Origin of the sequence: Shewanella amazonensis SB2B, from assembly GCF_000015245.1 — a bacterium.
GTDB classification, from domain to species: domain Bacteria; phylum Pseudomonadota; class Gammaproteobacteria; order Enterobacterales; family Shewanellaceae; genus Shewanella; species Shewanella amazonensis.
Map to the genome: position 1 here is coordinate 2,882,145 of NC_008700.1, position 23,571 is coordinate 2,905,715.

Consider the following 23,571-nt stretch of genomic DNA (forward strand, 5'->3'; position numbering starts at 1 on the left):
GGGCTCAATAGGGGCTGCTGGTTACTGCTGCCGGACTTGAGTTGGCAAACTGCGAGCTTAGGCGTCTTTGCCTGCATGCGGCTTCAAAGCCTGGGTCTAACGCTGCTGATGCAGCTTTGACAATACAAAAGCCAGCTCGGCCACATTGCTTGCGGCCATTTTTTCCAGCAGGTTGCGGCGGTGGATCTCAACCGTTCTTTGGGTGATAAATAATTCTGCGGCAATGGTTTTATTGAGTTTGCCCTCAAGCACCCTGTGCATCACGTCGGTTTCTCTTGGGGACAGGCTATCGAGCCGCTGCTGGATGTCGGCCGACTGCTGCAGGCTGACTGCACGCTCTGTGGCAACCCTGGCGGCCTGGCGCAGCAACGCCAGCAGTTTGTCACCATCCACCGGCTTTTCGATAAAATCCATGGCGCCCTGTTGTATTGCTTTCACGGCCATGGAGATATTGCCATGGCCGGTGAGCATTAACGGCACCAGCGGACTTGGCCGGGAGGACAGCACCTCCAGCAGGCTCATCCCGTCCATATCGGGCATCTGCACGTCCAGTACGGCAACAGCGGGACGGGCCAAGTCGACAGTGGACAGAAAGTCCTCTGCCGATGCAAAGGCCCGCGCTTTGATGCCAAGGCCTTCGAGCATCCATTTCAGTGACGCCAATACATCGGGGTCGTCATCCACCAGATACACATCAATCATGAGCGGCTCCCCGGGGCATCTCTATGCATATTTCCAGCCCACAGGGGCTGCTGTGAATGGGGGCATAGATTTGGCCCTCGATTGCGGAGTGATGAAAACGATTCTGGGCCGAAATTTTGCCCCCATGCTCTTCGACGATACGTTTGCAAATAACCATGCCCAAACCCAATCCATCGGCCTTGGCCGACTCAAATGGGAAAAACAGCCTGGAAAGCTGCGCCTCAGTTAACCCACAGCCATTGTCAGAGACCCGGATAAGGTAATCTGAGTCTTTGGCCTCAAGAGCAATACCAAGCCACGGCGTGGGCTGTCCGGCCATGGCATCCAGCGCATTGAGCAATACATTCACCAACACCTGAGTCATAAGCCCGGGGTCCAGCCTGGCCTCGACCTCAGTCAGCGCCAATGAGGGTTCAAGTTTCAACCGTTTAAGCTCCGGGGAGATCAGTGCCAGGGTCTCTTCAATCAGGGTATCCACCCGATAGGGCACACTGCGACTGGGCTGCTGACAGAAACTTCGCAGGCGGCTGATGGTTTCCTGAGCCCTATCGACCTGTGTCAGTACCCCGCCAAGGGCCGATGCTATCTCGGGTTCATTATCTTTAAGCCGATACAGGCAGCCCTGGGCCAGATAACGGATCCCCGCCAGCGGTTGCTTCAGCTCATGGGAGATCCCCGACGCCATCTCTCCGGTGAGCAGCACCCGCTGAGCGCGATAAAACTGACGCTGCTGCTCGTTAAAGGCCCGCTGGGTCTCGCGATGCTGCTCAATCTCCGTTTCCAGTGCCCGGGTACGTTTCACCACCAGCCGCTTTATCCGCAGGTGATGCAGATACCCAAGGAGCAAGCACAGAACTATGGCCCCAAACCAGGGCATGGCGGCAGAGGCGACGCGCTGCCAGTTGGTTTGAAACGGCCATTCTCTCAATGTGTGTTTGAGCGCAAACACCCGATTATCGTTAACCGGCACAGACCAGCCGCGATAGCCGCCACTGATGGCCGCCGCTGTATTGGCCTCCATCGACAGCAACGCCCTGGCCACCTCGGTTGCCAGGGCACTTTGGGTGTGGCCAAGCTTGGATAATGTGGTATAGGGATAGAGTTCACTCGAGACACCACAGGCAAATCCGGACGTTGCTTTGGCCAAAGCAATATCAAATGCCCCCTGCGGGTACTCGCCCCGGGCAATGGCCTGCTCCAATACGCAGGCGGGCAAAATGGCCATATCAGCCTCGTTCAGCCAGAGCTTTTGCAACAGCTTGGTCTGAGGAAACCCTGCAAAGCTGAGTCCAGGTAAATCCCTGACGGGGTCCAATCCGCGCCTCACCATCTCACCGGCAAAAATCAGAAAGCCACCAAAGGCCCGGGGATCAGTGGACACAATCTTGAGATCGGTAAGCTGCTGCCAACGGGTAACCGAAACACCTGCGCGCACCACCAGCGCCGAGCCCATGGCTCGGGCGGGATCCCGGCCGTCAGCGGGAATAAGGGTCAGTAATTGACTGGCGCCCCAGTCTTTTTTGTACCCCACAGCCACAAACTGGTTGGAGATAATAAAGTCCAGCGCCCGGGCCTTGACCTGCCTATCAAGCTCCGATGGTGTCAGCGGTTCGATGCGGATGGCATGTCCTGTCTGCCGGGCAAGATAATCTGCGGTGGCCTGCCAGGTATTCAGGGTGTCCGAGCGCTCGGCGAAGGTCAGAATGCCAATACGCACCTCCTGTTTGCCCTGAACGTGTTCGTCAGCTGCCCCCCCTGCAAAGGCCATCGCCACTGGCAGCAACGCCAACATTAATAAAAGCCGCCATGCCTTACTCATCATATTCCCCGATTAGATTACACCGGGATTATCGGCCCTAACCGAGCATCCCGCATCTTTAACTTCCCGGGAGTTGATCCGCTTCACAGCCTGATATGCGCTTCGGAAAACCACTATATAGCCGCTGCCCGCTTTTTGATTCCATGGCCCTGTCATCATGAAGTGAGGCCACTATGAACGAGAAAATCAAACAAAGCCGCCGCGCCTTCCTCAAGGGAGGTCTGGCACTGTCAGCCGTTGGGCTGGCCCCCGCCGTGCTGGCCAAGTCCAGCGAAGATAACGCCATTCAGTGGGATGAAACCTTTGACGTTGTCGTGGTAGGCAGCGGTTTGGCGGGCACCTGCGCCGCCATCCGGGCAAAGGAAAATGGCGCCAAAAACACCATTATTATTGAAAAAATGCCGGTACTGGGCGGAACGTCTGCCATCTCAGGTCTGAACTTCTCCGTGGTCAACAGTCACCTGCAACAGGCACAGGGGATTGAAGATTCTGCCGCACTTTTCGCCGAGGACATCTCCAGGGCGGGCGGCTATCAGAACCACAGAGCGCTGACCCTGAAAATGGCCGATACCACCACCCGGGTATTGCCCTGGGCAATCGAGCGGGGTTGCCGTTTCCATGACAAGTTAAAGAGCCTCGGCGGTCATTCGGTGCCACGGACACTTTATCCTGTCAATGGCGGTGGCAAAGGCATACTGCGCCCGCTGCGTCGCTTCTATACCCAGGACTTACAGGGCGACATCCGCCGCAGAGTCAAGTTTGACAAGCTGCATCTGAATGCCCGGGGCGAGGTCATGGGGATTCAGGTACGCGAACAGTACTTTTTTGACCCAAATCTGGGGAATGACGACCGGGAAAACACCACTGGCACCATCAAACATTATCGGGTGACCAAGGGTGTGGTCATGGCCGTGGGCGGCTACAGCCGCGATGTGGAGTTCCGTGCCATGGAGTTTCCCAATATTCGCGATTACATCCCAACCACCACTCACAGGGGCGCAACCGCCGGTGCACTCAAGTCTCTGGTTGCAGCCGGTGCACAGACAGTCCATCTGTCTTTGATGCGCTTTGCCTTTGATATCCCTACCGAAGATTTGCAGTGGGGTGCCTTGGTCGACCCCAAAACGGGTCAGCGCTTTATCAGCGAAAAGAACAACCGCCAGGTCGTGGCAGAAGCCATCTGCAACATCATGGACCGCAACGAGGGTCGCTTCCCGCTGAATATTTACGATCAGGATGGCATCGACAACTTCCACGACAAACAGCGCCTGCACCTCGCTTTGGAGGAAGGCATGATGGTGAAGTACGACTCCATCGAGGCCCTGGCCAACGGGGAAGGCATCGATCTTACCGGGCTTGCGGCCACACTCAAGCGCTATAACGAGGATGCCCTGTCAGGCAAAGACAGCCAGTTCGGTAAAGACATGGCCGCGTTGAAACAAGTGAGTGTCAAACGAGCGCCTTTCTATGCCATCAAGGCCCGTCCGAAATTCAACTACACCCAGGGCGGCGTATTAATCAATGAAAATGCCCAGGTCATCAACAGGGACACAGCCCAACCCATCAAAGGCCTTTATGCCTGCGGCGAAGCCACGGGCGGGCTGTTCGGCCGAATTCGATTAACTGCCTGCTCCTGCCCCGATGCGTTCGCATTTGGGGTGATTGCCGGTGAACAGGTGGCCAAGGCCTGAGGAGACACACATGAAAACCCTGATTTTATCCCTGCTGGCACTGAGTTTTGTCGCATCCCCCTTACACGCAGGGGAGCTCTACAAGGTAATGGGCAAGCGTGAAGGTCGCAGCAACCACAGCGTTATGTACGATGAAAAAGACTGCAAAACCTGCCACCTGGGCAGCCCCAAAGGGCCTGCCACTGAAGCGGCCTGTATTGACTGCCATGGCAGCTACGATGAGATGGCCGCATCCACCCGGGACCAGGCACCCAACCCCCACGATGCTCCGCACTGGGGCGCGGACGTGCCCTGCACCGTGTGCCACAGCGAGCATCAGCCAGCCAAGGTGCTCTGTAACGATTGCCACCAGTTTGCCTTTCCAAACTTTTCAAAATAATCCGGAGTAACCTATGAGTGTTTTTCGCCTCTCCCTGTTAAGCGCTTCACTGTTGGCAGGAGTCAGCCTGCACGCGCAGGCCACACCAGACTTTTATGGCCGGATAGATTATTCGGTCACCCATTCAGACACGGGCGCCGCAACCCACAAGGGGCTTGATGGTACAGTGCTTGAGAACAACTTTACCCGTTTGGGCGTTCGTGGAACTGAAGCCCTTACTGAGGGCCTGACCCTCTTCTATCAGGTTGAAATGGGTGTCGACTCTGCCAGCGAATCCGGCAACAGCAAACCCTTTACCGCCCGCCCTACCTTTATCGGTATTCGTCATGCCAATTGGGGCTCCCTGGCCGCGGGGCGCATGGAGCCGGTATTCAAAATGACCAAGGGTTTTGTGGATGTGTTTGACAACTACAGCATGAAACACGACCGCCTGATGGCCGGTGACAAACGCTGGGGCGATTCTTTCGAATACAAGACCCCTGTGTGGCACGGCTGGCAACTGGGCGCCAGCCTGCTGCTGGAGGATAACTATTATCAGGACAGCGACAAGCGCAAGGAGAATGGCAACTACCAACTGGCGCTGACCTATGGTGATAAGAAGTTAAAAAACAGCGACCTGTATTTTGCTGCGGCCTACTCAGATGGTGTTGAAGACATCAAGGCCTGGCGCGCTGTGGGTCACTGGAAACTGGCATCCCTTGGGCTTGAAAACCTGAAGCTTGGCACCCTGATTCAACAATCAGAACTGGCCAACCCGGCCAAACCTTACTGGCAGGACAGAGATGGCCTGGGTTTTATTGTCAGTGGCTCTTACAAGTGGGATAAGTGGCTGTTTAAAGCCCAGTATGGCAAAGACGAGTCCGGCACCGGCCTTATCGCCAACCGCGTCTATTCGGCGCTGGGTGAGGCCGCGACTCAGGTTCCACATGTCAGCCAGTGGGGCGTTGGCGCGGAGTACTTTTTCTCCAAGTCGACCCGGGTACATCTGGAGGTGGGACAGTTCGACACCAAACAATATGCTGAGTTTGATGACACCATAACCAGCATAGGCATTAGATACGACTTTTAAGCCTGCTGTGCTATCCAGGCTCAGGTCCGGTGGCTGAGTATCTTCGCGGCCGGATCTGACGATCTGGCTGATTATCTGCTGAGGTCGCCGCTGTAATGGGCGACTCAGCGCTTCGCCAAAGCCCGCTTCCGGGCTTTTTGTTTTTGTGCCGCTTTACTGAGGCTGTGGGGACGCTCATGACGGATGGACAAATCCGGTTCAAAGCCCGGATACCACTGCTGAGGCAAGCGCCGGTCGAGGTAGTGCTCAAGCGCCACCAGCAAAGGCTCGTCGGCAACATCCAGCAAACTGATGGCAAGCCCGGCGCTGCCAGCCCGGCCAGTGCGCCCGATGCGATGTACGTAATCTTCTTTTTTAAAGGGCAGTTCGACATTGATGATGCAGGGCAGCGCCTGTATATCCAACCCCCGAGCGGCCACGTCAGTTGCCACCAATACCCGCGCATCGGCCGCCTTGAAGTCGGCAAGGTTTTGCTCCCGCTGACGCTGGCTCAGGTCGGCGTGCATGGCAACGGCGCTGTGACCAGCCTCTACCAGTTTGGCCGTAAGCTTATCGGCCCCTTCTTTGGTACGGCTGAAAATAAGCACCTGAGACCAGCTGTTTTTACCCAGCAAGTGGCAGATAAATTCGAACTTGCGCTCGCTGTCGAGCTGATAAACCTGCTCTTCAATCAGTGGCTTGGCATCTTTCGCCGCGGCGATTTCCAGCAGCTTGGGCGAATCCATCAGGCTCTTGGCCAACTGCCAGACATTGTCCCCCAAGGTGGCTGAGAACAGCGCAGTTTGCCGGGTTTTGGCGAGCTTTTTCACCAGCGCGCGGATCTCATCCTCAAAGCCCATATCGAGCATACGGTCGGCCTCGTCAAACACCAACTGACTGACGGTATCGATTCTGAGGGTGCGTTTTTTCAGGTGGTCGAGCAAACGCCCCGGCGTTGCAACCATCAAGTCCACGCCGCCCTTGATGGCATTGAGCTGGCTTTCCAGGGGCACACCACCATAAACCTGGGCAATACGCACGGCGCTGCCTTTCGCCAGCGCTTTGGCGGCATCATAAACCTGTTGGCACAGCTCCCTGGTGGGCACCAGTACCAGGGCTCTGGGCGCAGGCAGGTTGCGGCTTGCCACCTCGTCAGCAAGCAGCCGGGCAAGTATCGGCAGCAAAAAAGCGGCGGTTTTACCCGTCCCGGTAGCCGCTTTCACCATCAGGTCATCCCCGGCCAACATCATGGGGATGGCACCGGCCTGTACCTCGGTGGGCTCGACAAAGCCCAGTTTAGCGAGATTGTTAGCCAAGGGAGACGGCAGAGTAAAAGCAGCAAAAGACACGGGAAACTCCGGAGCACAAACTAAAGGGCGCTATAGTAGCAAGGCTTAATCGCAGGATCACCCGCCTTGCAGCAGCTGCTTCAGCTCTGATGCCAATAATGGCCTGGCAAACAGATACCCCTGGGCCTCGGTGCAGCCCAAACGCAGCAAAAACTCAGCCTGCGTTTCGTTTTCAACCCCTTCGGCGATTACGCCCAGTTTCAGCGCCTCTCCCATGGCGATAATGGCCATGGCGATGGCGCCGCTGTCCTGATCGGTGGGGAGTTCCCTGACGAATGACTGATCTATTTTGAGCTTGTTAAGGGGCAGCTTGCGCAAATAACTCAGCGAGGAATACCCGGTGCCGAAATCATCCAGCGCCAGACTGACCCCCATACCACGAAGTTTGTCCATGGTGTCGATGGCACTGGCGGGATTATCCAGCACAACGGACTCGGTGATTTCCAGCTCAAGGGCGTCCGGGGAGAGCCCTGTTTGTGTGAGCACTCTGGCGACACTGTCGGCAAAGTTATCGCCGGTAAGCTGAGAACCCGACACATTTACCGCCATGCGACCGGGGTTAAGCCCCTGGTCACGCCAAATTCGCGCCTGGCGACAGGCCTCTTTCAATACCCACAGGCCTATCTCCGGCATCAAGCCAATGGACTCGGCAACCGGAATAAATTCTGCCGGAGACACAACCCCGAGCTCATGATCTGTCCACCGACACAGGGCCTCTACGCCAATGAGTTTACGGGTACGCAAATTGATTTTGGGTTGGTAAACCAACGATAGTGCGCTGTTTTTCACCGCGCCTCTGAGGGCAGTTTGCAGCCGCAATTGCTGCATGGAACTTTGCGTCATTTGCTCTGTATAAAACGCATGGCGATTACGGCCTTGCTGCTTGGCCCGATACATGGCGGCATCGGCGTTTTTCAGCAAGGTGTCCGGGTTATCGCCATCGTCGGGATACACAGCAATACCGATACTGGCACTGAGGCGAACCGACTCGCCCTCACTGGTATCGAAGCTGGTATCAAACGCTCTTTGAATGGCAGACAGGATCACAGGAATGTCGTCCCGGCGTCTCACCTGTGTCAGCAATACAAACTCATCGCCTCCAATTCGGGCCAGAGTATCTTCGGCGCCAAGCAGTGCGGCGAGACGCTCGGATAACGACAGCAACACTTTGTCGCCTGCGAGGTGCCCAAAACTGTCATTAATGTGTTTGAAGAGGTCCACGTCGATAAGCAGCAGCGCCAATCGGGTTTTTCGGTTGGCGGCGAGCTTGATTTGCTGCTGGCTGATGGTGGTGAGTTTGGAGCGATTGGGCAAGCGGGTGAGCGGGTCGTGCCAGGCAAGCTGAGCAACTTCGGCCTCGGTTTGTTTAAGCAGGGAGATATCGGAAAACACCGCCACAAAGCAGCGGACTTGCCCATCTTCACCGTACACGGCGCTGATGCTGGTTTGCTCGGCAAACAGGGTGCCATTTTTGCGGCGATTCCAAATCTCACCGTGCCAGTGCCCCTGGGTTTTCAATGCCCGCCAGAGATTTTCAAAAAAGTCCCGCTCATGGCGTCCAGAATTAAGCAGTTTGGGAGTTTTGCCAATCACTTCATCACGGCTGTAACCCGTGATGGTTTCAAAGGCGCCATTTATCTCGGTGATAATCCCATTGGAATCGGTGATCATCACCCCCTCAATGGCATTTTCAAACACCTTGGAGGTCAGAAACAATTGCTCTTCGGCAGCTTTGTACCTGGCAATGTCCCGGGTCGTACCTATCACCCCTAGTAGCCTGCCATCCATGTCGTACATGGGCGCTTTGATGGTTTCGAGCCAGATATTGCCCTTATCCAACGAACGGTCAATACATTCGGCGACGACAATGGGATGGCCTTCTTTGACCGCCTTGAGATCTGTGTCTGTGTACTCGGAAACACGATCGGGAAAGACCTCAGCATCTTTACGTGACAATATCTGCGCCGGGCTTAAATCCCACGACACCAAGGTACTCTGGTTAATAAATCGGTAACGCCCCTCAGCATCCTTTATCCAGATGTGTTCGTCAAAGGCATCCATAAAGCTTTGCAGCAGACCGGACTCTCCGCCGCCAAGTGCGGCAGCCACACCTTCCAGCAATGCTTTTGCCAGCAGTTGATGGCCGTCAGTGAGTACATCTCCATGTAAACAGAGCTTCAGCTCGCCCCCGATACCGCTGACTGTCAAAGTGGTCATGGGGTCGCCATCGGCGTTCTGTTGCCAAAGGCATTCATCTCGGCTGGTCCAAAGCCCAGCCCCCAATCGGGTGTGATCAACAAACCATTCAAGCATGGGAGATACGCTTTTTATGGCTGTCTGATGATTGCCATGTGCCCGACTGTTCAATACCCGCTCCACTTCCAAATAGCTACCTAATTAGTGTAGCTGCAAGTTTGGTGACCGAAAATGGAAACTTACGCCTGCCAATGACTTGCTAACGAACCGGGCTGTCGGCCACACAAAAAGCCCCAACATGCCTGCCTGAAATTTAGACAGTCGTTTTGCGGGGGTTTGCCTTAGTCTCCCGGCTATCTTATTGTCGGTTATAGAAATATTAAATTGGTACTCAAAGGGACCCTATGGCCATCACAACTCTTGCCACCGACAAGCTGTACCGGGTATCGACCCTGGCGGGACTGGCACCGGACTGCTTTTCCACGGCCACCTTGCCGCCACTGGATGACATTATTGGCCAAGAGCGTGCCCAGAGTGCGGTCGAGTTCGCCATGTCTATCCATGAGAAGGGCTACAACATCTACGCCATCGGCCAAAACGGTCTGGGCAAGCGCACCATGATGCTGAGGTACCTTAAACGTCATCATTTTGATGCCAATCAGCGCTTTGACTGGTGTTACGTAGCCAACTTCGATGACAACCGGGTGCCCCGGGTATTGCGTCTGCCTGCCGGTAAGGGCAACGGCTTTAAAAAAGACATCGAGAAGCTGTCACTTCGGCTGGTAAAGGCATTGCCGCTCGCCTTCGACAACGAGATGTATTATTCCCGCGCCGACAAGCTGAAAACAGAGCTGTCGCGGCAGCAGGAAGCGGCGCTGACGGCACTCACCGAAGAGGCGAAAAACAAGAGCATCAGCCTGTCGCTGTCGGTACAGGGCGATTACCAACTGATGGCCATGAACGGTGAAGAGCCCCACACCGAAGAAAGCTACAGCGCCCTGACGGACGAAGAACGTGAAGTCTTTGAAAACAGTATAAAAGGTCTGGAAAAGCGCCTCAGGGGCATCATACGTCAGCTCACCGAGTGGGAAGAAGAGTTCTCGCAAAAACAGCAGGAGCACGACGAGCAGGTCGCCAAGGAAGTGCTGGCTCACTTCTTTAAACCCCTGAAGGCCAAGTATCGCGAACTGGATGATATCAAAGCCTTTTTGGGTGAGATGCAAAGAGATATCCTCGACAATCTGGATATCTTTCTGGAAGAAAGTGAAGAGCAGCTGGGGCTGGCTTACGCGGCGCTGGATAAGAAAATGCCCCGCCGCTACCAAATCAATGTGTTGGTGTGCCAGGACGAACATAAGTTTCCTGTGGTGGTGGAAGAAAGCCCCAACTACCACAGCCTGTTTGGTTACATCGAAAATGCCACTTTCAAGGGTACTGTATTTACCGACTTTTCGCTGATCCGTCCCGGCTCACTGCACAAGGCAAACGGCGGCGTACTGCTGATGGATGCCATCAAAGTGCTGGAACGACCTTACGTATGGGATGGCCTGAAAAAAGCGCTGCGTTCCCGCAGTCTGGATTTGAACAGCCTGGAGCGGGAAGTCACCCTGTCGGGCACCATATCGCTGGCGCCCGAACCCATTCCGCTGGATGTGAAGATCATTCTTTTTGGCGACTACCAGACCTATCAACTGCTTCAGCAATACGACCCTGACTTCAATGAGCTGTTCAGGGTAACGGCCGACTTTGAGGACGTGATGCCAAGGCATGATGAGTCCGAAGCCCTCTATGCACGCTTTATCTCATCCATAGTGCACGATAACAACATGCTGCACTGCAATCGCTCGGCACTGGCCCGAATTATCGAGTATTCCAGCCGCCAGGCAGATGACCAGACCCGCCTTTCACTGCATTCGGCCAACATCGCCAACCTGCTGAGGGAAACCAACTACTGCGCCAACAATGTCGGCGCCAGCGAGATAGGTCGCGAGCATGTGGAGATGGCACTGAGAAATCAGGAACTCCGGGTGTGCCGTCTGAAAGACATGGTGATGCAGCAGTTTCACAGCGGCCAGACGCTCTTCAGTGCTGAGGGCGCCGTTACCGGCCAGGTGAATGCCCTGTCGGTGATTTCCACAACGGATCATGAGTTCGGCGCACCAAACCGTATCACCGCCACTACCGCCTACGGGAAAGGGGAAGTGCTGGATATTGAGCACAAGGTGCGACTTGGCGGCCGTATCCACAGCAAGGGCGTATGGATCCTCACCGCCTATCTGTCGTCTCTGCTGGGTAAGCAAAGGCCTATTCCACTCACCACCTTCCTGACATTTGAGCAATCCTACAGCGGTGTGGATGGCGACAGCGCGTCCATGGCGGAATGCTGCGCCATCGTATCGGCCATCAGCGGTGTGCCAATCCGTCAGGATCTGGCCATCACAGGTTCCATGAACCAGTTTGGTGAGTCCCAACCCATCGGCGGTGTGAACGAGAAAATAGAAGGCTTTTATGATGTTTGTGGCATCAAGGGCCGTACCGGCACCCAGGGCGTGATAATTCCATCGAGTAACGTGAAAAACCTGATGCTGAGAAGCGATATAGTCGATGCGGCGGGTCGCGGTGAGTTTCACATCTATGCCGTGGACCATGTGACCGAAGCCATGGCGCTGCTGACCGGGCTTGAAGTGGGTAACGTGGATGATGCCAGCTTCGATACCCTGCTCGGACGGGCTGTGTCGCGGCTCACTGTGCTGGGCAAACATAAACTCGACAACGATTGATGCGCCCCTGACAGAAAAAAGCCCCGCTGCTGCGGGGCTTTTTTATTGGTATCACCAAGCGGATCAGTAAAGCACTGGCAGCAGCTCATCACTGTAGGGCTTGAGCTCTGCGCCTTCACGTACCCGTGCAACATAATCGTGATTGGCAATAAAAGGTCTGCCAATCGCAATCACGTCGAACTTATTGGTGGCAATGGCAGCAGCGGCTGTTTCGGCATCGTAGCTACCCACTCCCACCAGGGTATGACGGCTGTGGCGACGCAGGTACTCACTGACCCGGCCGTCGAGGTAGTCATAATGAACGCTGTCGTCGAATATACCGCCGTGCAAATAGGCAAGTTCACGGGTATCCAATTCAGACAGCAAAAGATCAAACACCGCCCGGTCGCGGGGATCCGGCTCGATATTGAAGTAAGCCGCCGGTGAAATACGCAGTGCCGTGCGCGCAGCACCGATGCGTGAAGTAACGGCATCCACAACCTGCAGCGGGAAGCACACCATGTTTTCGGGGCTGCCACCAAACTCATCTTCGCGGCGATTGCTGTCGTAATGCAGGAATTCGTCAATCATATAACCGTTGGCACCGTGGATTTCGACGCCGTCGAACCCGGCTTCGATGGCATTTTCAGCCGCCTTGGCATAGTCCTCCACCAACTGGGCAATTTCCAGCGCTGTGGCTTCACGGGGAACCAAATAGGTGAGCTCACGCATTCTGGGCACTGTACCCTCTACCCCCACCGCCGACGGCGCAATCACTTCTGTGCCACCCCAAAAGTGAGGATGTGCCACCCGGCCTGTGTGCCACAGTTGGGCAAAAATTTTGCCGCCATTTTCATGTACGGCATCGGTGACCTTACGCCATCCGGCAATTTGCGCCTGGGTGAAAATACCCGGGGTGTTGGGATAACCCTGACCATCGGGGCGAATAATGGTGGCCTCACTGATAATCAGCCCTGCATCTGCCCGGCGGGCATAGTAGTCGACCATAGCCTGGGTAGGCACCAGCGCATCGTCTGCCATACAACGGGTCAGAGGCGCCATCAGGATGCGGTTTTTCAGCTCGATGCGCTCATTCAGCGCCACTGGAGTAAAGAGTATGTCAGTCATGAATGGGGGTTCCTATTTTGAACAGGCATTCAAAATAATCATTCTTGAACATACATTCAAGAACTTTTTTGAACATACATTCAAAAAAGTCTGTTACCCTATTCCTATCCCAACCACAGGAACCCAGAATGCGCAGCGCCGAATTTGATCGCGAGCAAGTGCTCCGCCAAGCCATGCAAGCCTTTATGCAAAAGGGCTACAGCAAAACCAGCATGCAGGATTTAACCCGCGCCACCGGGTTGCATCCGGGATCAATTTACTGTGCGTTCGAAAATAAACGAGGCTTGTTGTTGGCGGCTATTGGTCAGTATCAGGCCGATCGTACCGCACAGTTTCAGGCGTTCTTCCCCGAGTCAGGTTCTGTTGTTGCAGGGCTTGACGCCTATCTGAATAATCTGGTGGCCGAATGCCAGTGCGGCGCCGACAAGGGCTGTTTGCTGACCAAGTCCTTGAATGAACTGGCAGAGCAAGACAGTGAGATAAGTGCGCTCTTGTGCAAGAGCCTGGGAAGTTGCCAGCAAGGTTTGGCGGCCCAATTTCAGCGCGCCATGGACAGTGGTGAAATTCCTGCGACCCAAACGGCAATGGAGCGGGCTGAGTACCTGGTGATGGGGATCTACGGCCTGCGCACGTTGGCGCAAACACACCCTTCTGCCCAAACCCTTAAACGACTGGCGGTAAAGTTACGGATGGACAGCTGCGCCTGAGAATAGTGCGCGCGATTTGGCAGAGACAAAAGGGCTGACTGTCTCCCCCCTTCAAACCGCTGTATCACAGACACAAAAAATCCCGGACATACCGGGATTTTTTGTTGGAAGCAAACCCTTAGTCCACGTCGAGGCCAAGGCTTTTTTGGGCATACACCCGCTCACCGAGGGAGTTGAGTATTTTGCACTCCCCTTCCAATACAACGATGATGGATTTCCCGTTTCTGAAAGACTGAGGGATCATCACTCGCCCCGTTTCACTGACAGGCAACCCCGTCAGCACCGCGTTGTGCATGATGAGGCCAGCAGGTGCATCGTAATAGAGCACAGTGACAGTGACGCCCTTAGAGGCATCCAGGTCAAGCAAGTCGTTTGCCGTATCGGCAAGCTGTTGTTCTAATGTACCGCCTTGCATATAGAGTTACTTCCTTCATTCCTGAGTCACGCTTTCCAGCGCACTCAATAGGGCCGAGTATGGCATCAAAGCATCCCGTCTTTGATGGACGGCGGCCAAATTAGCCACCAGCTAAGTTAACATATCACTACAATTTTTAACCAAGCGCAATACTTGTACAGCAGACTGCTACATCAAATTCCGCATTCGTGATGCAACAAACGTTTAGCATCACCCACCTCGTTAGCTTAGCGGGTGCACAACTGTCAACAAAGCTGATAGAATCCGAAAAATTTTTTTGTGCGTTAACGAGAAAACAAGATGGGCAGAGCATATCAAAACCGCAAAGAATCCATGGCGAAAACCGCCACTCAGAAGACCAGGATTTATTCACGCTACGGGAAAGAAATCTACGTGTGCGCCAAGAGTGGCGGCGTTGACCCCGATGGCAACCTGTCACTGCGTCGTCTGATCGATCGCGCCAAGAAAGATCAGGTACCGGCTCACGTGATTGAGCGTGCCATCGACAAAGCCAAGGGTGGCGGTGGAGAAGACTATGATACTGCCCGCTATGAAGGTTTTGGCCCGGGTAACTGTATGGTGATTGTTGACTGCTTGACCGACAACGGTAAGCGCACCTTTACCGAAGTACGTCAGGCCTTTGTGAAAAACGATGCCAAGCTGGGCGGTCCGGGCACTGTGGCCCATATGTTTGACCACCAGGCCGTGTTTGTATTTGCCGGTGATAACGACGAAGAAATTCTCGAAATCCTGATGGCGGCCGATGTGGACGTGAGTGATGTGGAAAGCGAAGACGGCATGATAAGCGTCTATGCACCACACACCGAATTCTTCAAGGCCAAAAATGCCCTTACCGATGCCATGCCCGACGTCAACTTTGAAGTCGAAGAAATCAGCTTCGTACCTCAAACACAAACCGATGTCAGCGGTGAAGATGTAGCGACATTCGACAAGTTTATCGCTGCCCTGGAAGATTGTGACGACGTGCAGAACGTTTACCACAACGCCAATATCATCGAGTAAAATGCCGAATATCAAAAACGCAGCCATCTGGCTGCGTTTTTTGTTTTCTATGCCGCGTTAGGCGATATTCCTCATCCATTTACCGAGGTTCAGACCGCTGAGACTTGTGCTGCCTCACGGTAATGGTCCTGCATTCGATAATTTCTGGCGTACAGGGCAAACACGGCTGCGGCCACCAAAGCGAAGCCCGCAAAAAAGAACATTTGAAACGCCGTCACCGACAATCCTGTACCGGCAATCCAATCAGTCATGCCCTGCCCCTTCACACTGGCATTGGCAAGCAACACCCAGAGGTTACCCACGGTCACCGACAGGGTCCAGAAACTCATAATGGTGCCCTTCATGGTCTTTGGCGCCTGACTGTAGGCAAACTCAAGCCCGGTGGCCGACACCAACACCTCACCAAAGGTAAGCAACGCATAGGGCAAAACCTGCCACACAATCGAAACGGCGCTGCCGCCATCCATCATCAATTGAATGCTGCCTATTACCACCCAGGACAGGCCGGAAAAGGCGATGCCAGACGCCATTTTGCCCAGAGCCGTTAACCTGAATCCCCATCGCTCCAGCGTGGGGTACAGCACAAAGTTATTGAAGGGGATAAGGATCATTACCAGGAGTGGATTCAATGCCTGCATCATGGCCGGTTCAAACCACTCCGGTTTGGTCATCTCATTGGCCTGCAAAATCCAGGTGGATGCCTTTTGGTCGAACAGCGACCAGAAAGGCGTAACCAGGGCAAAGAGTACCAATATCCGCATCACCGCCCTGACGCCCTCCACAGCCTCATCACCATGGCGTGCCCTGGCTCTGTCCAGCTGCATGGAGGCGCCGCTGCCTACAAACCCCATCAGCAGTACCAACGCCAGACACAGTGAGGTCACCAGCCCGAGGGAGGGCATAAATCCAAGGGCAATCACGGCGAGCACTGTACCCATCAGCGCCAGCGCCAGACCAAAACGATTTGCACCCGGACTGAGTAACGCCGTTTTGATAACAGGCAAAAAACCGTTGGGATTTTTGGGCTCTGGGGGCATATGCACATAGCGGTGACGCCCCGCCCAGAAAAAGACGGTAGCGATAAACATCAGCACCCCGGGAATACCAAAGGCAACCGCAGCACCGAAATGTTTCAGCAGCAAGGGCATACTCAAAGAGGCGAAGAAAGAGCCAAAATTGATAGTGAAGTAAAACATGTCAAACGCTTTTTGGGCCAATGACTTGTTACTCTGATCAAATTGGTCGCCCATAAAAGAGGACACCAGGGGTTTTATCCCACCCGAGCCCAGCGCAATCAAAAACAGGCCGGTATAAAAGCCGGTTTTACTGTCCTCAAAAATGGCCAGAAAAGCATGGCCAACACAGTAAAGCAGCGACAACCACAAGATGGTGTTGTACTTACCAAAGAGCCTGTCCCCAATCCAGCCCCCCAACAGTGGAAAGAAGTACACACCAATCACAAAGGAGTGAAACACATCCTTGGCTTCGCCGGCCCTGAGATGTTCCGGCACTGACAGCAGCAGTGCCGTCATCAAAAACGGCGTGAGAATGTTGCGCATGCCATAAAAGCTGAACCGCTCACAGGCTTCAGAGGCAATAATGTAGGGGATTTGTTTTGGCCATTGCCCTGTTGTAGTTGTCATCTCTTCCCTTAAAATTGGTCACCAATTGCCCAATCCTACAGGGTTTGAAGATGGAATGCACTGGGCTGCCGGTCGGTGTGTGTTGCTTAAGAAAACCCTATTATTCAAGCACAAACCAAGCCTTATTGGGCTGCAGCGCCGCCACGGAAAACCCGAGTAAAAATCCACCTGCATAGCAGGTGGCTTTGACACGGCCCCCTAAAAGGGGGCTTAAAAACTAACCTTCTAGCCCCAATGCTATCTGCCGTTTCTCTTCTTCTTTGGCTGTCTTTTCTTGGTGCCGTACATATCTGCGGATTATCTCTTCATTCGCTCCTACCGAGTCAACAAAATAGCCTCTTTGCCAAAAGTGATTCCCCCAGAGCTTTTGCTTTCTCAAATACGGAAATTTCGCAAACATTCTGATTGCCGTTCTTCCTTTTACAAAACCCATTAAGTCCGACACGCTTAGACTCGGTGGAGTTCTGACTACTAGATGAACATGATCTTCCTGCACATTCAGTTCTACGACTCTGCATTTCTTCATGTTGCAGTAAACATAGATACTTCGATAAAGCTCTTTGCCAAGATTACCTTTTAGGATTTTGTACCTGTACTTCGGTGTCCAAACGAGGTGATACTGACAGCGATAGAACACGTGAGACGCGGATTCATATCTGCTCATGCTACTTACTCCTTGATTTGCTGGTAACAAACCGAGGGAGTATTTAGCATGGGCATTCTACGGGCAAAGCCCCACTAGAACGATCACCACCTCCATAGGAGGTGGTTTTAGAGTGACAATAAAAAACGCGTGGCCAAAGGGCCACGCGCAATGTGGAGAAGGAGTAGCCATGGTGCTGTTGCAACCCGCAGGGCAGACTGATGCAGCAAGATGGCTATCAGTTACATTGCTTGTTTTTCCCCTTGCAGCTGCCACCGGTGCCCGAGCCTCCGCCAGTTCCCTGGCCACCGGTGCACGGGTGGGCAATCAGGTAGTCATGTGCCGCCAAAGCGCGAACCAAACCATACCCGTATGCGTCATCCCGTCCTGTTGGCCCCAAGTCTTCTGCTGTAGCCCTTAACGCCGAGCGGATTTCTGTGTTGCTGCAATTGGTGTGCAGCCCCCAAACCAGCGCTGCGACACCGGCAACGTGAGGCGTTGCCATGGAGGTGCCACTGAACCTGGCATAGTTTCCCTGTGCCACATTGAGGGTGGCAACCTGACCCGTGGTCTGCTGCAAGGCAGCACCTGTGGTATCCGACACCCCAACAGAAGGAATTGTGGTGTTAACGCCTCCAAGGGTCCCATAGAGATCGCCTGCGACATTGTTATAGATGATGGCGCCAACACCACCGCCTGCGGCGCAGTTCTGTACCTTGTCGGCAAAGCTGATATTCCCGCGACTGATCAGGCAAAGCTGCCCTGATGCGTTGCAGATATTGTCGCCAAACCCGCAGTCGGCAAGCATGGCAGTCTCGCTTCCATAGGGGCTGCCCTCCATGGCGTTGGCTTCAAAATCGCTGGCACCGGCAGACACACTGGCCACTTCTGCCTGCCCCATGGGCAGGGTAGAAAGCACGCCTACGCCCGGCGCCGACAACTCCACCTGACTGGTACGCTGGGAAAAATCCGCAACCTGCTTGTTTTCATCGAGGGCCGCAACCGAAACCACGGCATTGTAGGAAGCCGGATAGGAATGCCGCGTGTTGCCGTCGTTTCCGGCAGCTGCCACGCTGAGTACTCCCAGGGTCTCGGCGTCTGCGAATGCCCTGTCTTCGGTGCGGCTTTTAAGGGGACCGCCCAAACTCATATTGATGACATTGGCACCGGCGTCGATGCACTTATCGAGTGCGGCCACCAAACTTGAAGAGTACGCCCAGCCATTGGCGTCAAAGACTTTAATGATATGCAGATTCAGGGCACTGCCTGAATGCACCCCTATCACCCCAAGGTCATTATTCACCGCGGCTATGGTGCCCGCCACATGGGTGCCGTGGTGATTTTCATCGCTGCCCCAATCACCGGTTCCAGCATCATAGGTGCCGGTGAGTCGATTGTTGGGGAGATCTTCATGCCCCATGTCGATGCCCGAGTCTATGATGCACACAGTGCGGTTGGCTGCACTATTAACCCCAGGCAACAACAAATTGGCCTGTACCATGGCAATGCCATAAGGCTCGGATTGTGACAGGGGGTAACGCAGCACATCGGCTTCGAGATACTCGATAAGAGGGTGATGCGACAGCCCTTGTACAGCGCTGGCAGGCAGTAAAAAAGCGGCGGCATCGTGGCGTGAGAGGTCCAACATCAAAGTGCCTCCCGCCGCACGGATACTGGCTTTGGCTTGGGGTCCCATCCCAGATTTAAACTTCACAATAACGCGGGACTCTTCATTCGACGCCGCAGCGGTTACGCCCAGACTTATGCCAGACAATACGCAAACCAGCAGTGAAGACAAAGACAACTTGGTTGAATGCATGCCCTGCTCCCGTGAATCTGTTGATGCCCTGCCCGTGTCATTCCCTTAACCACCCTCAACGTCCACACTTTCACACAGGCTATAACTTCACTTATAGGCAGAAGCCGTCAGAACGACAACTTTTGACTGACGAATAGAAATAATTCGTCTGAGCAGACAGAACCTGTTGCCGGAAATAATCCCGTCTGGAATAACAAGCGGAGCAGTTATTACCGCTAACGACGGTGCATACCTTGCCAAGCCCCCAATGTTTACTTTGCCAAAGCACCTGTGCCCGGAGCCTTTACCCCATGGCACAGGGTCGCGTATCTTTAAGGCGATCCGTGGCGGGGCACAGTGCCTCAGGCTGCAACAGCATCACTTGCTTATTGCCGCGCCACACGCCCAGTCGAATAAGGAGATTATCTTGAGTTTTCGTTTGCAAACCCGCTGGCAGGCCAGCGACACCCCCGAGGGCGAGTTCAGCCGCGATCACCACATCACCTTTGGCAGCGGCCAGACCATCGAGGCTTCCTCTGCACCGGAATACAAGGGGAATCCCGCCATGGTGAACCCGGAGGAAAGCCTGCTGGCTGCGCTGTCGTCATGCCATATGCTCACCTTCCTGGCAATTGCGCACCTTAAACGACTGCCAGTGAAAAGCTATGAGGACTGTGCATCGGCAGAACTTGGGAAACGCGACAGTGGCAAGCTGGCCGTGACCTATATGCAGCTCAATCCCACGGTGGAATTTATGGATGGGGTGGAGGTAAGCCGCGACACCCTGGAAAAGATGCACGAAAAAGCCCATGCCAACTGCTTTATCGCCAACAGTCTTGATTGTGAAGTGGAAATCCGCTTTTAAGCAGCCATAAAAAACGGGCCGTACCGACTGGGAACTACGTTGCCGGTACAGCCCTGAACCTGAGGGCGACAACTGTCGCCCTATTTTTTCCTTTAATTGGTTATCGCCTACTTGATATCGTCAGCCTCGCCCCTTTGCGGCATGGGCTTGGCTTTGAAGTCAGGCACAGGCTCGGCGGCAATCTTCGCCTTGAGCAAACTAATCCCCTTGGCGAGCTGCGCATCTTCACCTTTGAAGGTGGCTACCGGGAGGTTATCGACTTCAATATCCGGGCTCACACCACGGCCTTCCAACACCCAACGGCCATCGACGGCGTATTGAGGGTATTCGGCCACCCTCGCCATGCCCTTGTCTGACAGGCTATTTCGGCCAGAGAGCCACACACCAGCCCCCGCAGTTTGCTTGCCCACCAGGGGCGCCAGTCCCAGCGCCTTGATACCGGCAGAGAAGGTTTCACCGTCGGAATACGTCAGCTGATCGGTCAGCACCACCAAATGGCCACGGAAGGCCTGCTGCATGTTGCTGTTGGCATCCCCATGGGTTGGCTGCCAAAATGCCCAGGCTTTGCGCAGTAATTTTTCAATGACCCAGCTGTCGATATTGCCGCCACGGTTGCGGCGCACATCGATAATCAGGCCTTCTTTATCGAAGTTGGCATAAAACTCCCGGGCAAAGCTGGCGATGTCACCTGCACCCATGGCATAGAGGTGCAGGTAGCCAATCTTGCCACTGCTGGCATTGGCCACCTCGGCGGCATTGTGATTCACCCAGTCCTGATACCTGAGCCCCGCTTCATCCTGCGCGGATACCGGCAAGACCACGGTCTGATGTGTCTTACTGCCGCGTTTGAGCGTCAGCAGTACCTGCTTGCCCCCCTGATTTCGCAGCAAACTCGCCACATCCGCGACGGTTTCAACCTTGCGGCCGTTAATGGCGCTGATAAAGTCTCCTTCGCGGGCATCCACCCCCGGACGTGCCAAAGGCGCCGCCATGGAGGGCAGTTCCGGGTCGGTCTTCATGATGTGCTCAATCACCACACCGCTGTCACGCTGGGCAAAACGGGCACCGAGAGCAGCTGGCTGGGGACGGTTTGGATCCTTTGGCATATCGCCGCCACGCACCTGTGAGTGCAGCGCATCCAGCTCGCCCATCATTTGCATAAAGATGTCATTGAGTTCGTGACGGTCCGTCACCCGGTCGACCAGGGGCAGATAACGGGCACGCATGGCTTTCCAATCTACGCCGCGCATGTTTTTGTCAAAGAAAGAATCCCGGTGCATGAGCCAGGCATCATCAAATATCTGTTGCCATTCCGCCTTGGGATTGAGCTCCAGCTGCCAGTCCTGGGTACGTACCCTGGCGTTGGCAAGGTCGCCCGGCAGTTTGTCACCGGCATCAACAATCAGGAGTTCGTTGGGGTTGCTCTTTTTCGACAACAGCAACTTTTTGCCATCCGTCGACAAAACATAACTGCCGATATCGTCGCTGAAGGTATCGAGCTTGGGCGCCAGGCCGTCAAATTTAGCAACCTTGAGTGCCGATTGATTACCGGCAATATCACCATCAAGCAGGTACAGGCGGTCGGCGCCCAGGGTCAGATTGCTGAAGTTGCCCGTGCCCACAGGCACTTGCCACAAACGCCCTTCCAATCCCGGCCAATCAACCTTGAGGCTGACCGGCTTGTCGCCATCGGCCGCCTTGGGGCTTGCCGTCAGTTCGGTCGGACGCTCAAAGGCAAAACGGGCATCCTGTCGCAGTGCCAGGGCAAACACGCCGGTGCGCTTATCAAACACCGGCCCCATGTTGCGGTCGCCCCAAGGCGAGCCGGGGGTAGCGTTAAATTCGCGGTTGGACAGGAAATACAGCCATTCACCATCACGGCTGAAGGCTGGCGAGAAAGACTCGTATTTATCGCTGGTCAGGCTTGCCTGACGCTTCTCTTCCAGGCTGTAGAGCACTATCTGACCGCGGTTTTGCCCCATGACATTCATCCCAAGCGCCAAGAAGCGGCTATCGGGTGACCAAATAATGTCGCCGTAGGGTCCCAAGCCCTGATGTCCGGTCACAATGCGGCTGTTGGTGCCCTTTTTAATGTCGTACAGGTACAGATTGCCGTCGTAATCATCGTGAGCAAGATAACGGCCATCGGGGGACAAGACCAGACTCATTCGCATGGCACTCGCATCCTGAGTCAACTGCACACCGCCATCACTGCCATCGGCAGGGAAGCGCCACAGCTCTTGCTCACCACTGGCATCACTGATCCCAAATACGGACTGACCATCGTGGCTGAGCACGGCATTGCGTATACGGCTGTCGGCAGGCACGCCGACCTGCACCAGACGGCGCCCGTCGGTGGCGGCAATGGCGACTTTGCTGCGGGCAGTGATAACCGCCTTATCGCCGGAGGGAGCCAGGCGCACGTCCGACACATAATCCATGGGGTTATTGACCCAGCGAGCTCGGCGGGCGGTGAAGTCGGATGTCAGCGTCAGTGGCAAAACCTCGTCTTTACCGCTGGCAATATCCATGACCCGAATATCGGCGCCCATCTGAAATACCAGCTTGCCGTTATTGATGCGGGCGGCGCGGATTTGGAAGTCCTTGTACTGACTGTGCTGACGCAGGTCATCGCCACCGGGCGTCACCGAATAGAGGTTATCGTTGCCATCGGCGTCGCTGATGAAGTAAAGACGTCCCTCCCATGGCATGGGCTGGCGCAGCGAACCTGGGTGGCCTTCCAGCAAACGCTCGGCTTCTTTATTGCTGCCAAGCTCATAGCGCCACAGCTCCCCCCTGGCGCCACCGCGATACACCTTGGCATTATCGCCTGTTGCCTGCAGACCAAAACGGACGAAATACAGATACTGCCCCTTGTCGTCCATGGCGCCTTCAATGGCATCGGCCAGCGGCAAATCTTCTGTTTTGAGGGTCTTGGGATCGACCAGTCGCAGCACCCAGTAATTGGCAGGACCAAATGCGTTGTCGGTGGCATAGAGTACCCGTCCGTCCTGACTCCAGCCCTGTAACCTTACCCGACTGTTTTCAAAACTCACCCGCTTGGCTTCTCCGCCACCGATGGGCATCAGATACACCTCATCAGTGCCATCGTAGTTGGCGACAAAGGCGACCTGAGTTCCGTCCGGAGAAATGCGGGCCTGGGATTCCTCGGCACTTTGGCTGGTCAGACGGCTGGCCTGAGCCTGGCCGAGACGATTTAACCAAAGGTCTCCTTCGGCGGTAAATACCAGGGTATCGTTGTGCAGTTCGGGAAAGCGGTAATAACCGTCGCTGCCGTGGGCTGGCAGGCCTAAGGTTCCCAGGGCCAGCAAGCAGCCGGCAACGGAGAGGCGAAGTTTCATTGGGTGGTTATCCTGTCGTTTTTATTGGTGATGTTGAAAGGAGT

General features: G+C 54.9%; 17 protein-coding genes. 7 read left to right on the top strand and 10 right to left on the bottom strand.

Annotation, left to right across the window (positions count from 1 at the left end; genetic code table 11):
- Positions 1 to 96: 96 nt before the first annotated feature.
- Together SAMA_RS12540 and SAMA_RS12545 are read right to left on the bottom strand one after the other, a co-directional pair.
- Positions 97 to 702: a response regulator transcription factor gene (locus SAMA_RS12540; protein ID WP_011760511.1), complete on the bottom strand. Its 606-nt coding sequence runs from the start codon at positions 700 to 702 to the stop codon at positions 97 to 99.
- Positions 695 to 2,494, bottom strand: a complete 1,800-nt coding sequence (locus SAMA_RS12545; protein ID WP_232280488.1) for a sensor histidine kinase — start codon at positions 2,492 to 2,494, stop codon at positions 695 to 697. Before SAMA_RS12545 ends, SAMA_RS12540 begins: the two co-directional genes overlap by 8 nt.
- Before the next feature lie 200 nt (positions 2,495 to 2,694).
- Between SAMA_RS12545 and SAMA_RS12550 the strand changes: the two genes are divergently transcribed.
- From SAMA_RS12550 to SAMA_RS12560, 3 genes are read left to right on the top strand one after another with little or no spacing between them, the layout of a single operon-like run.
- Complete coding sequence (locus tag SAMA_RS12550; protein ID WP_011760513.1) at positions 2,695 to 4,212, top strand: flavocytochrome c; 1,518 nt, start codon at positions 2,695 to 2,697, stop codon at positions 4,210 to 4,212.
- A 10-nt stretch (positions 4,213 to 4,222) separates the two neighbouring features.
- A complete protein-coding gene (locus SAMA_RS12555; protein ID WP_011760514.1) occupies positions 4,223 to 4,591 on the top strand; it encodes a cytochrome c3 family protein in 369 nt (122 codons plus the stop codon).
- A gap of 13 nt (positions 4,592 to 4,604) precedes the next feature.
- Positions 4,605 to 5,660 carry a porin gene (locus SAMA_RS12560; protein WP_011760515.1) on the top strand — a complete coding sequence of 352 codons (1,056 nt, stop codon included), beginning with the start codon at positions 4,605 to 4,607 and terminating at the stop codon, positions 5,658 to 5,660.
- A gap of 104 nt (positions 5,661 to 5,764) precedes the next feature.
- Here SAMA_RS12560 and SAMA_RS12565 read toward each other — a convergent pair whose 3' ends face one another.
- On the bottom strand, positions 5,765 to 6,988 hold the full coding sequence (locus tag SAMA_RS12565) for a DEAD/DEAH box helicase (protein ID WP_011760516.1): 1,224 nt from the start codon (positions 6,986 to 6,988) through the stop codon (positions 5,765 to 5,767).
- 57 nt (positions 6,989 to 7,045) lie between these two features.
- Entirely contained in the window at positions 7,046 to 9,205 is a 2,160-nt protein-coding gene (locus tag SAMA_RS12570; RefSeq protein ID WP_198134283.1) for a bifunctional diguanylate cyclase/phosphodiesterase, read from the bottom strand.
- A 383-nt stretch (positions 9,206 to 9,588) separates the two neighbouring features.
- Between SAMA_RS12570 and SAMA_RS12575 the strand changes: the two genes are divergently transcribed.
- Positions 9,589 to 11,964, top strand: coding sequence for a Lon protease family protein (locus SAMA_RS12575; protein WP_011760518.1), 2,376 nt, complete (start codon positions 9,589 to 9,591; stop codon positions 11,962 to 11,964).
- Positions 11,965 to 12,027: 63 nt separating this feature from the next.
- On the opposite strand, the gene SAMA_RS12580 is transcribed toward SAMA_RS12575, so the two are convergent.
- Positions 12,028 to 13,071 (bottom strand): alkene reductase, encoded by a 1,044-nt coding sequence (locus SAMA_RS12580; protein ID WP_011760519.1) that lies wholly within the window; start codon positions 13,069 to 13,071, stop codon positions 12,028 to 12,030.
- Positions 13,072 to 13,199: 128 nt separating this feature from the next.
- On the opposite strand from SAMA_RS12580, the gene SAMA_RS12585 reads away from it, so the two are divergent.
- Positions 13,200 to 13,778 (top strand): TetR/AcrR family transcriptional regulator, encoded by a 579-nt coding sequence (locus SAMA_RS12585; RefSeq protein WP_011760520.1) that lies wholly within the window; start codon positions 13,200 to 13,202, stop codon positions 13,776 to 13,778.
- 118 nt (positions 13,779 to 13,896) lie between these two features.
- On the opposite strand, the gene SAMA_RS12590 is transcribed toward SAMA_RS12585, so the two are convergent.
- The gene (locus SAMA_RS12590; RefSeq protein ID WP_041410409.1) at positions 13,897 to 14,136 is read right to left on the bottom strand and encodes a TIGR02922 family protein; all 240 of its coding nucleotides are present in this window, start codon (positions 14,134 to 14,136) and stop codon (positions 13,897 to 13,899) included.
- Positions 14,137 to 14,493: 357 nt separating this feature from the next.
- On the opposite strand from SAMA_RS12590, the gene SAMA_RS12595 reads away from it, so the two are divergent.
- Positions 14,494 to 15,216, top strand: a complete 723-nt coding sequence (locus tag SAMA_RS12595; protein ID WP_011760522.1) for a YebC/PmpR family DNA-binding transcriptional regulator — start codon at positions 14,494 to 14,496, stop codon at positions 15,214 to 15,216.
- A gap of 89 nt (positions 15,217 to 15,305) precedes the next feature.
- On the opposite strand, the gene SAMA_RS12600 is transcribed toward SAMA_RS12595, so the two are convergent.
- The 3 genes from SAMA_RS12600 to SAMA_RS12610 all read right to left on the bottom strand — a co-directional run bounded on the left by SAMA_RS12600 (position 15,306) and on the right by SAMA_RS12610 (position 19,321).
- A complete protein-coding gene (locus tag SAMA_RS12600; protein WP_011760523.1) occupies positions 15,306 to 16,859 on the bottom strand; it encodes a POT-type proton-dependent oligopeptide transporter in 1,554 nt (517 codons plus the stop codon).
- Between the two features lie 217 nt (positions 16,860 to 17,076).
- A complete protein-coding gene (gene tnpA, locus SAMA_RS12605; protein WP_011758714.1) occupies positions 17,077 to 17,523 on the bottom strand; it encodes an IS200/IS605-like element ISSham1 family transposase in 447 nt (148 codons plus the stop codon).
- Positions 17,524 to 17,740: 217 nt separating this feature from the next.
- On the bottom strand, positions 17,741 to 19,321 hold the full coding sequence (locus tag SAMA_RS12610) for a S8 family serine peptidase (RefSeq protein ID WP_011760524.1): 1,581 nt from the start codon (positions 19,319 to 19,321) through the stop codon (positions 17,741 to 17,743).
- 406 nt (positions 19,322 to 19,727) lie between these two features.
- On the opposite strand from SAMA_RS12610, the gene SAMA_RS12615 reads away from it, so the two are divergent.
- Positions 19,728 to 20,165 carry an OsmC family protein gene (locus SAMA_RS12615; RefSeq protein ID WP_011760525.1) on the top strand — a complete coding sequence of 146 codons (438 nt, stop codon included), beginning with the start codon at positions 19,728 to 19,730 and terminating at the stop codon, positions 20,163 to 20,165.
- A 107-nt stretch (positions 20,166 to 20,272) separates the two neighbouring features.
- On the opposite strand, the gene SAMA_RS12620 is transcribed toward SAMA_RS12615, so the two are convergent.
- Positions 20,273 to 23,527, bottom strand: a complete 3,255-nt coding sequence (locus tag SAMA_RS12620; protein ID WP_011760526.1) for a S41 family peptidase — start codon at positions 23,525 to 23,527, stop codon at positions 20,273 to 20,275.
- Between the last annotated feature and the right edge of the window lie 44 nt (positions 23,528 to 23,571).

Excerpts from the sequence above, each read along its gene's own strand:
- SAMA_RS12540 (WP_011760511.1), bottom strand. The coding sequence starts at position 702 with ATGATTGATGTGTATCTGGTGGATGACGACCCCGATGTATTGGCGTCA.
- SAMA_RS12545 (WP_232280488.1), bottom strand. The coding sequence starts at position 2,494 with ATGTTGGCGTTGCTGCCAGTGGCGATGGCCTTTGCAGGGGGGGCAGCT.
- SAMA_RS12550 (WP_011760513.1), top strand. The coding sequence starts at position 2,695 with ATGAACGAGAAAATCAAACAAAGCCGCCGCGCCTTCCTCAAGGGAGGT.
- SAMA_RS12555 (WP_011760514.1), top strand. The coding sequence starts at position 4,223 with ATGAAAACCCTGATTTTATCCCTGCTGGCACTGAGTTTTGTCGCATCC.
- SAMA_RS12560 (WP_011760515.1), top strand. The coding sequence starts at position 4,605 with ATGAGTGTTTTTCGCCTCTCCCTGTTAAGCGCTTCACTGTTGGCAGGA.
- SAMA_RS12570 (WP_198134283.1), bottom strand. The coding sequence starts at position 9,205 with ATGACCACTTTGACAGTCAGCGGTATCGGGGGCGAGCTGAAGCTCTGT.
- SAMA_RS12575 (WP_011760518.1), top strand. The coding sequence starts at position 9,589 with ATGGCCATCACAACTCTTGCCACCGACAAGCTGTACCGGGTATCGACC.
- SAMA_RS12580 (WP_011760519.1), bottom strand. The coding sequence starts at position 13,071 with ATGACTGACATACTCTTTACTCCAGTGGCGCTGAATGAGCGCATCGAG.
- SAMA_RS12585 (WP_011760520.1), top strand. The coding sequence starts at position 13,200 with ATGCGCAGCGCCGAATTTGATCGCGAGCAAGTGCTCCGCCAAGCCATG.
- SAMA_RS12595 (WP_011760522.1), top strand. The coding sequence starts at position 14,494 with ATGGGCAGAGCATATCAAAACCGCAAAGAATCCATGGCGAAAACCGCC.
- SAMA_RS12600 (WP_011760523.1), bottom strand. The coding sequence starts at position 16,859 with ATGACAACTACAACAGGGCAATGGCCAAAACAAATCCCCTACATTATT.
- tnpA (WP_011758714.1), bottom strand. The coding sequence starts at position 17,523 with ATGAGCAGATATGAATCCGCGTCTCACGTGTTCTATCGCTGTCAGTAT.
- SAMA_RS12610 (WP_011760524.1), bottom strand. The coding sequence starts at position 19,321 with ATGCATTCAACCAAGTTGTCTTTGTCTTCACTGCTGGTTTGCGTATTG.
- SAMA_RS12620 (WP_011760526.1), bottom strand. The coding sequence starts at position 23,527 with ATGAAACTTCGCCTCTCCGTTGCCGGCTGCTTGCTGGCCCTGGGAACC.